At 62.3% G+C, this 10,413-nt stretch carries 8 protein-coding genes and 1 pseudogene; all 9 read left to right on the top strand.

Going from position 1 to position 10,413, the window contains the following annotated elements:
* Positions 1-383: pseudogene (locus BN871_RS28320) on the top strand (hypothetical protein); the annotation flags it as partial.
* A gap of 168 nt (positions 384-551) precedes the next feature.
* On the top strand, positions 552-1,709 hold the full coding sequence (locus tag BN871_RS10235; RefSeq protein ID WP_048745792.1) for a DUF3500 domain-containing protein: 1,158 nt from the start codon (positions 552-554) through the stop codon (positions 1,707-1,709).
* Between the two features lie 121 nt (positions 1,710-1,830).
* A complete protein-coding gene (locus BN871_RS10230) occupies positions 1,831-2,673 on the top strand; it encodes a neutral zinc metallopeptidase (protein ID WP_048745789.1) in 843 nt (280 codons plus the stop codon).
* 136 nt (positions 2,674-2,809) lie between these two features.
* Positions 2,810-3,778, top strand: a complete 969-nt coding sequence (locus BN871_RS10225; protein ID WP_198158033.1) for a MoxR family ATPase — start codon at positions 2,810-2,812, stop codon at positions 3,776-3,778.
* Positions 3,778-4,881 carry a DUF58 domain-containing protein gene (locus BN871_RS10220; protein ID WP_048745786.1) on the top strand — a complete coding sequence of 368 codons (1,104 nt, stop codon included), beginning with the start codon at positions 3,778-3,780 and terminating at the stop codon, positions 4,879-4,881. Before BN871_RS10225 ends, BN871_RS10220 begins: the two co-directional genes overlap by 1 nt.
* Entirely contained in the window at positions 4,878-6,386 is a 1,509-nt protein-coding gene (locus tag BN871_RS10215; protein WP_021878690.1) for a hypothetical protein, read from the top strand. Before BN871_RS10220 ends, BN871_RS10215 begins: the two co-directional genes overlap by 4 nt.
* A gap of 76 nt (positions 6,387-6,462) precedes the next feature.
* Entirely contained in the window at positions 6,463-7,989 is a 1,527-nt protein-coding gene (locus BN871_RS10210) for a phospholipase D family protein (RefSeq protein ID WP_048745783.1), read from the top strand.
* Positions 7,990-8,282: 293 nt separating this feature from the next.
* Entirely contained in the window at positions 8,283-9,053 is a 771-nt protein-coding gene (locus tag BN871_RS10205) for an HAD family hydrolase (protein ID WP_049868520.1), read from the top strand.
* Between the two features lie 93 nt (positions 9,054-9,146).
* Positions 9,147-10,349 carry an MFS transporter gene (locus BN871_RS10200; RefSeq protein ID WP_021878693.1) on the top strand — a complete coding sequence of 401 codons (1,203 nt, stop codon included), beginning with the start codon at positions 9,147-9,149 and terminating at the stop codon, positions 10,347-10,349.
* The last annotated feature ends 64 nt before the right edge of the window (positions 10,350-10,413 follow it).

Below are 10,413 nucleotides of genomic sequence, written 5' to 3'. Positions count from 1 at the left end.
CGATGATGCCGGAARTGCAGGGAATGCCCGGCATGTACGGCCATGGATACGGCGGCGGGCCGATGATGCCGGAAATGCAGGGAATGGCCGGCATGTACGGCCATGGATACGGCGGCGGGCAGATGATGCCGGAAATGCAGGGATTGCCCGGCATGTACGGCCATGGATACGGCGGCGGGCCGATGATGCCGGAAATGCAGGGAATGCAGGGAATGCAGGGAATGCCAGGTCCTTACGGCCATGCCTATTTGTACAAATCCCCGGCTGTTCATCCTGAGGGGCATGAAGACTACATGGGCGCTGTTCCATCGGAGGAAGCTGATTTGTATCTGTATGGCGGGAACGGGCGTTTCGCTCCGGCAGCCGGCCGAGAGAACGGATAAGTCGTCTGCGGAAGGGCGGGCCGTCAGTCATCCCATTGACTGAGGGACCGCTCCTTTTTGCGTTCTTCCACAATAATGGAATGATCAGGCGGCCGAATGCGAATGCTAGGCATGACAGGCAGGCGCCGCACCCGTTATCTCATCTGGATAAAGGAGTCTTAACCGATCATGAACAAAAGCATAGCCGCAGCGGCACTTCTGGCGCTGATGCTGGCTTGGCCGGGCAATTCCGCCGGCGCGGTGGGAGCAGCCGCATGGGCCGCATCATCTGAGGGCGGGGCCAATCCGGTCCAGAAGCCGGCTCCCGGCAAGAAGGGAAGCGGGGCGGATGTGTACACCGCCTTGCAGAAAGGCATCGCCCGCGAGGCGAAGGCCGCATGCTCCCGATTGCCCCATGACAGCCGGGTCGCATGTCTTGCCCGCGCGCTTGAGGATACCCTCCCAAGGCAGCAGCGCAAGGCGATCCGGTATCCGTTCACAGCAAAGCATGCGGTGAATTGGAGCTATCTCCCGCTCGAGGAGGCGCCGCGCAACGGCATTTCTCTGGGCTCGATGAGTCCTGCCAGCCTGGAAGCCTTCAAAGCGCTCGCTGCGGAAGCTCTTGGGCCGCATGGCTACCATACGATGAAAGCAATCCTATTGGCCGATCAGGCGGAGCAGGAGGCTTCAGGCAACCCGAAATGGGATTCCCGTCTATATCATGTGGCGTTTCTGGGAGATCCGAGCGAGTCGAACCCATGGATGCTGCAGATCAGCGGCCACCATCTGGCTGTCAACCGGACGTACCATACGCGAGAGCAAGGCTTGACCCCGATGTTCGTCGGCATCGAGCCGAGAATCTCTGCGGCGGGCGGCCGGACCTATGGACCGATGGAAGGCCGGCTCCAAGCCTCCTACGAGCTGTTCCGTTCTCTGAACCCCGATCAGCTGGCGGCGGCTCAGCTCGAGGAGAAGTTCGAGGATGTGCGTCTCGGACCGGGCAGGGATGCGAGGTTCCCCGAGCACGAGGGCCTTCCGTACTCCCATCTGGACGACAAGCAGAAGCGCAAGGTGAGAGAAGCCGTCACCGGCTGGGCGATCGACGCCCATCCTTCCGACATGCCGCAGCTGCTGGCGGACTACTTCGCGGAAGAAGCTCTGGATAGGACCTACATCGGCTGGTCGGGCTCGTTGGACGACAAGGAGCCGGGCTCCTACCTTCGAATCGAAGGCCCCCGCTTATGGATCGAATCCGTCGTAAAGAGGGAAGCTGCGATGCCCGGACGCGGCCATGTCCATTCCGTCTGGCGCGACCGCAAAGCCGATTACGGCGGATGCTTTTTCTGACCTCCGGCGCCGGTCCGGCTCCATGAAAGCTCTTCCAGCGTCAAACCGCCTCCTGCGGGTATATCAAAGGTAAACCTTTCAACGGGAAATGACCTTTGGAGATAGACGAGGAGGAGTCGCCATGCGGTGGCAAGGCAGGCAGGGAAGCGGCAACGTGGAGGACCGGAGGGGTATGGGCGGCGGAGGCAAGCTGGTCGGCGGCGGAATCGGCGGAATCATCCTGATTCTGATCGTCACGCTTCTCGGCGGAAATCCCGGCGACCTGCTCGGAGGCATGACCGGCGGGCAGAGCTCCTCGGAGCCCTATGAGCAGACGCAGCAGGAGCAGGAGCTGTCCCAGTTCGTGTCAGTCGTGCTGGCGGACACCGAGACGGTCTGGACCGACGTGTTTGAGAAGCAGGGAATGACCTATGAAAAGCCGACGCTCGTCCTTTACAACGATTCGGTCCAATCCGCCTGCGGCAGCGCGTCCTCGGCGGTGGGGCCGTTCTATTGTCCGGGCGACCGCAAGCTGTACATCGACCTCAGCTTCTACGACGAGCTGAAGCAGAGGTTCAAGGCGCCGGGCGACTTCGCGATGGCTTACGTCATCGCCCACGAGGTCGGCCATCACGTGCAGACGCTGCTCGGCACGATGGACAAGATCGCTCCGCTGCGCGAAAAGCTCAGCGAGACGGAGTACAACAAGTACCAGGTCCGGCTGGAGCTGCAGGCGGACTATTATGCCGGCGTCTGGGCCCACTACGAGCAAGGAAACAATCTGCTCGAGGAAGGCGACGTCGACGAGGCCCTGACGGCAGCCAGCGCGGTCGGCGACGACAGCATCCAGCAGCAGTCGCAAGGGTATGTCGTGCCGGAGAGCTTCACGCACGGCACATCGGAGCAGCGCAAGCGCTGGTTCTACAAAGGCTTCGAATCGGGGACGATCAAGGGCGGGGATACGTTCAGCGTCCAGAACCCCTGATTTCCCCAGACAGGCGGACTCTTTCAGGAGTCCGCCTGTCTGTTTTTTCCAGATCCCATTTGCTAGAATAGAATCGTAGAGGCATGCGGCCTGCGAAGGCCCGCCTCAAGCGACGATATCGAGAGGAAGTGGCAATGTGCATCAAGTGCAGCAGCTGGCCGCCAGAGTGAAGGAGAACATCAACCGGGTAATGGTAGGGAAGGATCGAGAGATCGACCTGCTGCTGACCGCTTTGCTGGCATCGGGGCATGTGCTGCTCGAGGATGTGCCGGGAACGGGCAAGACGATGCTGGCCAAGAGCCTGGCCGCATCGCTCAGCCTCGACTTTCAGAGGATTCAGTTCACCCCCGACCTGCTCCCCTCCGACTTGACGGGGATCCACTACTACCATCAGAAGGACGGCGAATTCTATTTCCGCAAGGGTCCTTTGTTCACGCAGATCGTGCTTGCAGACGAGATCAACCGCGCCACGCCACGAACGCAGTCGAGCCTTCTGGAATGCATGGAGGAGCGGCAGATCAGCATTGAAGGAAAGACGATGGAGCTGCAGAAGCCGTTCATGGTGGTGGCGACCCAGAATCCCGTCGACAACCAGGGCACGTTCCCGCTGCCGGAAGCTCAGATGGACCGATTCATGATCCGGATGAATTTGGGGTATCCTTCCCGAGAGGAAGGAAGGGAAATCCTGCTGCGCACCGTCGGCGCCGTCTCTCCATGGGCGGAAGCGCTGAGGCCGGCCGCCTCGGCAGCAGAGGTGCTGGAGGCGCAGCGGCTGTGCGCCGGCGTATCGGTGCATGCGGACCTGCTCGATTACATGGTCGCCCTCGCGGAGGCGAGCCGCTCCAATCCGGAAGTCGCGCTCGGCATCAGCCCTCGCGGCACTCAGGCGTGGATGCGGGCGTCCCAAGCCTATGCGGCCATGCACGGCCGCAGCTATGTGCTGCCGGATGACATCAAACGGCTCGCTGTGCCGGCATGCGCCCATCGAATCGTCCTGAAGAGGCGCCATTCGACGGAGACCCGGCCGGCGGAAGCGCTGGTTCGGGAGCTGCTGGACGCGATGCCCGTACCGAGCGAAGAAGGCCTTGGGGCCGAGGCTCGCTGATGGAGCTGCTGCTCCTGCTTGCCGTCTGCGGAGCTCTCGTCTACGCTCAGGGACTGGTGCTCGGCAAAGGATCCCTGCGCGGGGTGAAGGTGTCCCGCCGCTTCAGCGAGGAAGCCTGCTACGCGGGCGATCGGCTGGAAATTGTCGAGACGATCGAGAATGCCAAGGGGCTTCCCGTCCCCTGGCTGCGCCTGGAGACGATGCTTCCCGCCTCCATCGTCTTCCGCGGCCGCGGCGATACGTCCGTCAGCCGCGGCAGGATCTATCAGAACCATACGAGCCTGTTCACGCTGCAGCCGCGCGTCAAGATCGTCCGCACTCATCAGACGACCTGCGTCAGCAGAGGCGTATTTATCATGGAGACGGCGTCTCTGACTGGCGGAGACCTGTTCTCTATCCATACGCCGTCGATTACCCTGTCGCTTCCGCATAAGCTCACCGTATACCCGGCTCCGATGGAAGAGAGCGTCATGCCCGACTCCTGGCGAAGCTGGCAGGGAGAGCTCGAGGTAAGGCGCTGGATCGTCGAGGACCCGTTCGTCGTCAGCGGCACGCGGGCGTACTTGCCCGGAGACGCGTTCAACCGCATCGACTGGAAGGCATCGGCCCGCTCGCTGGAGCTGCAGGTGCGCCGGCATGGGCATACGGCCGATCCCCGCGCCATGATCCTGTTGAATATCGAGGAATCCGAAATGATGTGGGACCGGGTGACAAGGCCGGGCGACATGGAGACGACGATCAGCTGCGCGGCTTCTCTGGCTGCTGGAATGCTGGGCCGCGGCCTGTCGGCCGGATTCGCCCATAACGCAGTGGTCAGCCGGTATTCGGACGATACCGGGAGAGTGGAGTTCGGCAGCGGCAGCGGGAAGCTCGACGAGACGCTAGCTTCCATGGCCGCGATAGAGCCGAGAATTCGGATGCCGTTTTATGAGCTTCTCCGGCGGGAAGCGGAGCTGGAGCTGTCGGACGGGATGGATTATCTGCTCGTGACGGCGTTCCGGTCGGACCGGATAATGGAGGCGGCGGCGCTGCTGGAGCAGTCCGGCCACCGCGTTGCTTTCGTGGAGCCGCCTGTCCGCACGAAGGGAGGGAGACGGTCATGAGAAGAGATCGTTCCGCCGGTCCAGGCACCCGTTCTGTACCTGACGCGCCTTCTTCCCCGAAGGGAGAAGCCGTCCGCCCCGATTACGAGGCCGGAGGCGGAGGGGAGCATGCCGACCTGCAAGCTCCGCATTCCGGCCCTGAGCCCCAGACCGGCCAAGCGCCAAGGCCGTCCGGCCGTCAGCCTCAAGCGGTTCCGTCCATGCTGGTCTTTTCGCTGCTTGAATGTCTGGCGCTGTATCCGGTCCTGCTGCTGGGAGCCGTCTTCCCCACGTTCCGGGCTGCGGAACTGCCGACATTCCTGCCGCCGCTGCTGCTCGGCCTCATCGTGCTGGCGCTCCATGCGGCGGCTGCGATCGCCGGGAGCCGCGTATCCCTTGGGCCTGCCGGGCGGCTGGCCAAGGCATTCCTGGCTCTGGCCGGCGCCGGCGCAGGAGCCTGGATCGGCCTGCGGCTGTTCCCCGGGTCATCCGAGACCGCAGAAGCCATCCGCGCTTGCGTATGGGGATTTGCCGCCGGAGCCGCCGCCGTCAGAGGGCTCATTGCAGGAAGGCGATCGCTGTGGAACCAGGCTGCGCCGATGCTCGTCCAGGTGGGGATGCTGGCATCTTTCGTCCTCTATATCGTCGTTCTGACGAATGCCTACCTGAAGCCGTACGCCTTCTCCGTTCAGGTCTCCTTTACGCTCGCTCTGTGCCTGTATCTGCTTCGCCTGAACCGCCTGCAGATTCAAAATGCCGCTGGCAAGGACGGGGCCGGCTGGCGGGGCACACCCGCGATGCGGTATTGGAACCGGCTGCTGACGGGATCCCTCGTCGCGCTCATGCTTGTAATCGGCGCCTGGCAAGGGCTTGCCGATTCCTTGCGCCATCTCCGCGACGCGATGCTGGCGGCGCTGAGGCGTCCCCCCGCAGAGCAGGGGCTGCCCCCGCTTGAGCCGCAACAACCGCCTGCAGGCGAAGCGGGGCCCATGCAGCTGCCGGAGGCCAAGGAGCCGAACGAATGGATCGTGCTGATCGGCAATATCCTGATCGTCATCGTGCTTTTGATCGCCGCCGTTCTGCTGGCTTACTTCCTGTACCTCCTCCTGCGGCGCATCCTTCCGGAGCGGATCCGACAGCTGGCGGAGGCGCTGTTCCGCAGGCTCAAGCTGCTGAGGTCGCTCAAGCCGCCGTCCGGCTCGGATTACACGGACGAGGTCATCAAGCTGGAGCGGGTGCCCCGGAAGCGCAAGAAACGCTCCGCTGGCCGCAAGGCGCAGGAGGAGCCGCAGGGCGACGGCGGCGATCCGCGGATGCGGTACCGCTCCTTCATCCGCGGCGCGATAGCCCAAGGCTACGAATATCGGCCCAGCCTGACTCCGGAAGAGCATGCCGCGAATCTGTCCGCGGCGGAAGAGCCGTTCACCTCCCTGACGCCGGAAGAGGCCGGCAAGCTCGCGCAGACATACGGGGAAGCCAGGTACGGGAAGGCGGAGGACCGGGCTCGGGGCCGCGGCGGCTCTTAGGAGCCGAGAAGCCTGTTTCAAAAAGCAGCCAAGGGCGGTACACAAGGGGAGACCCCTGTTAGGAGAGAAACCATCCATGAAACGAGCTTCGATCCCATCGCATGCCGACTCTCCTGGCCGGAGCCAAGGCCGGTCCGGCCGGCATTCGAGGCCTTTTTACCGCAGGCCCTGGCTGCTGGCCGTCCTTGCCCTGCTGATTCTGTACGGCGTCGTTGTCGTTTATCAGACCCATAAGCCGCTTCCTCCCGGAGTATCCTTCGAGGGAACGGTCCATTACGTTCCGGACGGCAGCCTGGAGCTGCTCACCGACCTTACGCATCGGGACGCCAGCGGCGGGCAGCAGGTGGAGCAGCAGATTTTCGAGCGCATGTTCCAGGCGATCGGCAACGCAAGGCAGTTCATCGTTCTCGATATGTTCCTGTACAACGGTTATGCCAACAAGGGACAGTCCTACCCGCCGCTCAGCCGCAAGATGACGGACAAGCTGATACAGCAGAAGAAGCGGTACCCCGAGCTTGCGGCGGTCGTCATTACCGACGATGTCAACACCTCCTACGGCTCCCATGACGATCCGGAGCTGGAGCTTCTGAAGCGCGCGGGCATCCAGGTGTCCATTACGAACGTCAACCCGCTGCGGGATTCCAATCCGCTCTACACCGCCGCCTGGAGGATGACGGCAGGCTGGTTCGGGCAGCACGGCAAGGGCTGGCTTCCGAACAAGATGGCGAGCGAGGCGCCGGACATGACGCTGCGCTCCTACTTGAAGCTCGTCAACGCCAAGGCCAACCACCGCAAGGTGCTCATTACGGAGAAAGAGCTCGTTCTTGCAAGCGCCAACGCCCATGATTCCAGCTTCTATAATTCCAACAGCGGGTATGCCGTAAGCGGAAGCAGCGGGCTGATCGGAGAAGCGCTGCGGACCGAGCAGGCGGCTCTCGATCTGTCCAGGGCAGGCATCCGGCTGCCTGATGCTCCTCCGCCCGCGGCAGCCGAATCGGCCGCGCAAGGAACGGTCGGCGTGCAGCTGCTGACCGAGGGCAAGATCCGCAAGCATGTGCTTGCCGATCTGAAGGAGGCCGGCGCCGGCGACACCGTCTGGATGGGCATGTTCTATCTGGCCGACCGCAGCGTCGTGCGGGCTCTCCTCGATGCGTCCGGGCGGGGCGCCGAAATCCGGCTGATCCTGGACCCCAACGAAGTCGCCTTCGGCAACAGCAAGATCGGCATCCCGAACCGTCCCGTGGCGCAGGAGCTTGCTAACAAGTCGGACGGGAACATCCAGATCCGCTGGTACAACACGGACAAGGAGCAGTATCATGTCAAGGCGATGCTCATCGCAGGTCCGGAAGGCTCGGTCATCCACAACGGCTCCGCCAACTTCACGGCCCGCAACCTCGACGATCTGAACCTGGAATCGAATCTGAGAATAACGGCCCCTTCCGGAAGCCGTGCGGCGATGGAGGCGGAGGCATATTTTCAGCGGCTCTGGTCCAATGAGGATGCGCCGTATACGGCCGAATATGGCCAGTACGAGAATGACACGGTCTGGATCAAGCGCGTGCTTTACCGAGTGCAGGATTTGCTTGGCTTTACGACCTTTTGACAAATCAAGCCGCATTCGGCCCTAAGGGGCCGGGGCGGTTTTTTGCCGCTTGCGGCGAAGCGTCCTGGATTGCCATGAACAGCAGCGGATGGCATGGGCCGCACAGACGACGCTTGAGGAGGTTGTCTCTGAAAGTAGGGGGCATTGCGGCCTAATAGCCAGAGACAAGCGCGGAAAGCCGCCTTGCCGGCCTTCCGCATGGCTATGCAAGTGCTATGCCGATCCTATATAGTGGAAAAAAAGAGCGCTCCGCACAACGGACGGGAAGCGCGACAAGGGAGAGGACAAGCCATATGCCGCAAATTCTCGCAGCAGGCCGCATATTCGAAGCGGAAGCCATTTTGTTCGACAAGGACGGAACGCTCCTTGATTTCGTCCATACCTGGGGAGCTTGGGCGCGCCATATGAAGCAGCATTTCAGCGACAAGCTCGAGGAGCGGGGGCTTGAGCCTCTCTCTCTGGAAGAACTGGGCAACGAGTGGGGAATCTCGTTCTCGAAGGACGGCAAAGCCGAGAGCTACGACCGCAGCGGCCCCCTGTCGATGGGAACGCTGCATGAGCTGCTGGCGCTGCTGAGCGCATGCGGCTACCGGCGCGGCCTGTCCTGGGCCGATGCCCGGGTGGCGGTGCACGAGAGCTGGCAGCATGCCGATCGGGAGCTCGACCGGGAGCGTGCCGCTCTAGCCCTGCCAGGCGTAACGGAGCTGCTCGATGCCTGCCGCGCTGCAGGCATCCCGATGGCTGTCGTGACGGCGGACGAAACGATCGCGGCGGTCAAGCATCTTTCCTGGCTCGGCCTCGACGGACACTTCGGCGAAATCATCGGCACCGACCTTGTCGAACGCGGCAAGCCCTATCCCGACATGGCGGAGCTCGCCTGCCGCCGGATGGGACTGGACATCTCCAAGGTCGTCATCATCGGCGACTCCAACGGGGATATGCTCATGGCCAAGGCGGCCGGAGCGGCGGCTGCGATCGGACTGGCTGCGGGCGAGGCGGCCCTTCAGCTGCCGGATGCCGACGTCGTCGCGGCCTCCTGCGAGGATATTCGGCTGCTGCCATAGTGCCGAAGCTGTCACATTTTCCTTATTGTGGAACATGGAATCCGTGATAGATTGAAGAAAACGGTTTCTTTTCCACGAGGAGGATAGACAGCCTTGAAATCCTGGAAGCATGCAGCCCTTCTCGTCGGCGGGTTGGGGTTTTCGCATCTCGGCAACTGGATTTATTTCGTCGCCATCAACATCGCCCTGCTGGAGCTGACGGACGGGTCCGCTGCCGCTATGGCGGGACTGTTCGTCATCCGGCCGATCGCGCTCCTGCTGACCAATTTCTGGTCGGGCAGCATCGTCGACCGCACCGATGTGCGCAAGCTCATGGTTTTGACCGACGTCGTGCGCGGCACGCTCATGCTTTTTATTCCGTTCGCCTCCTCGGTATGGCTCATCTTCGGGCTCCTTTTCCTCATCAGCCTGGCCGGCTCGTTCTTCGGCCCGAGCCAGTCGGTCTACATCACGAAGCTCATCCCGGCGGAAGACCGCCAGCGGTTCAACTCCATTCTCGGCATGAGCAGCTCGGGCGCCTTCCTGCTCGGGCCTGCCCTATCGGGGCTGCTCATCTACCGTTTCGGCACGGACTTCAGCATCTATTTCAACGCCGCCACCTTCTTCGTCTGCGCCTTGATGATCTCGCTGCTGCCCGCGGTTCCCCGGCTTGAAGGGACGGCCCGGGAGCCCGTCACGCTGCACATGCTTCGAGCCGATTGGGGCGCCGTGCGCAGCTTCGTCCTGACCGCGCCGTCCTTCCTGGCCATCTATCTGCTGTTCCAAAGCTCCGTCATCATCGGCTACTCGATCGACTCCCAAGAATTGACGTATATCAAGCAGCATCTCAAGCTCTCCACGGAGCAATACGGGTTCATCGTCAGCGTGACGGGCATCGGAGCGCTGGCGGGCTCCTTTACGGCAGCCCTGCTCGCAAAGCGGATCTCCTGGCGCTGGTATCTCGGTCCGGCGACGCTTCTGACGTGCATCTTTTACTTTCTTTTCTATTTGTCGCATACGTTCTTCCTGGCTGCAGCAGCCTTTGTCCTGCTCGGGTTTTTCATGTCCTATGCCGGAGCCGGCTACGCCACCTGGTTTCAGAAGCAGGTTCCTGCCGACAAGATGGGCCGTGTAGCCAGCCTTGCCGACGCCGCGCAAGGTGCGCTTCAGATCGGCCTCACTCTTGCGGTCGGAGGGCTTGCGGATGGACTCGGTCTTCAAGCGGTCTGTCTCTTCTTCTCTGCCGCAGCTATCGTGCTCGGCTTGTTCTTGAGCATCAAGGTGCTGGGTCAAAATCCGTCTAAACCGATTGCGTAATACTTAGAGTTACTTTGTATGACTTGGCCAAGCCAATCTGGCTTGTGGAGGCCGATGCCGCAAC

The sequence above is a fragment of the Paenibacillus sp. P22 genome (assembly GCF_000469945.2).
GTDB classification, from domain to species: domain Bacteria; phylum Bacillota; class Bacilli; order Paenibacillales; family Paenibacillaceae; genus Paenibacillus_O; species Paenibacillus_O humicus.
Note: the sequence above shows the minus strand (reverse complement) of the source record. Positions and strands in the feature narration are given on the sequence as shown.

Coding starts and splice junctions, on each gene's coding strand:
- BN871_RS10210 (WP_048745783.1), top strand. CDS start 6,463: ATGAAACGAGCTTCGATCCCATCGCATGCCGACTCTCCTGGCCGGAGC.
- BN871_RS10205 (WP_049868520.1), top strand. CDS start 8,283: ATGCCGCAAATTCTCGCAGCAGGCCGCATATTCGAAGCGGAAGCCATT.
- BN871_RS10215 (WP_021878690.1), top strand. CDS start 4,878: ATGAGAAGAGATCGTTCCGCCGGTCCAGGCACCCGTTCTGTACCTGAC.
- BN871_RS10220 (WP_048745786.1), top strand. CDS start 3,778: ATGGAGCTGCTGCTCCTGCTTGCCGTCTGCGGAGCTCTCGTCTACGCT.
- BN871_RS10235 (WP_048745792.1), top strand. CDS start 552: ATGAACAAAAGCATAGCCGCAGCGGCACTTCTGGCGCTGATGCTGGCT.
- BN871_RS10230 (WP_048745789.1), top strand. CDS start 1,831: ATGCGGTGGCAAGGCAGGCAGGGAAGCGGCAACGTGGAGGACCGGAGG.